This is a genomic window from Streptomyces sp. NRRL F-5126 (assembly GCF_000721265.1).
Classification (GTDB): Bacteria; Actinomycetota; Actinomycetes; order Streptomycetales; family Streptomycetaceae; genus Streptomyces.
The window spans coordinates 1-376 of sequence record NZ_JOFZ01000100.1; the positions used below are offsets into that span (position 1 = coordinate 1).

The window sequence follows — 376 nt, forward strand, 5'->3', positions numbered from 1 at the left end:
GCGCAAGCCCGGCCAGGCCGTCGTCGGCGGCTTCAAGAAGCTGTTCGGCAGCATCCGCGCCCTGGCCCTCGCCGTCTGGGCCGTCCTGCGCTTCTACGGCGGCCGGGAGCTCCGGGGAGAGCCCCGCAGCACCGCGACGTTCCTGCGCGCCGGCACCCCGCTCGACCGCCCCGCCGTCGCCCAGGCCGTCTCGATGGCCTCCGTCGCCGCCGCCGCACCCAAGGTGAGCCTGGTCAAGCCCGTGCGCCGCCAGCCCAGCCCCTGGGCCCGCAACGCCGCCGCCTGGCTCAACGCCTACCGGGGCCAGGGCGCCGCAGCCCTGGACTGGGCCGTCCGTGCGGCCCTGTGGAGCGCTCGCACGGCCGGGAGGGTCTGG

General features: G+C 77.7%; 1 protein-coding gene. It reads left to right on the forward strand.

The window, feature by feature from the left end; all coding sequences use genetic code 11:
- On the forward strand, positions 1-376 hold a 376-nt coding region (locus IH48_RS34005), incomplete at both ends, for a hypothetical protein (RefSeq protein WP_037844177.1).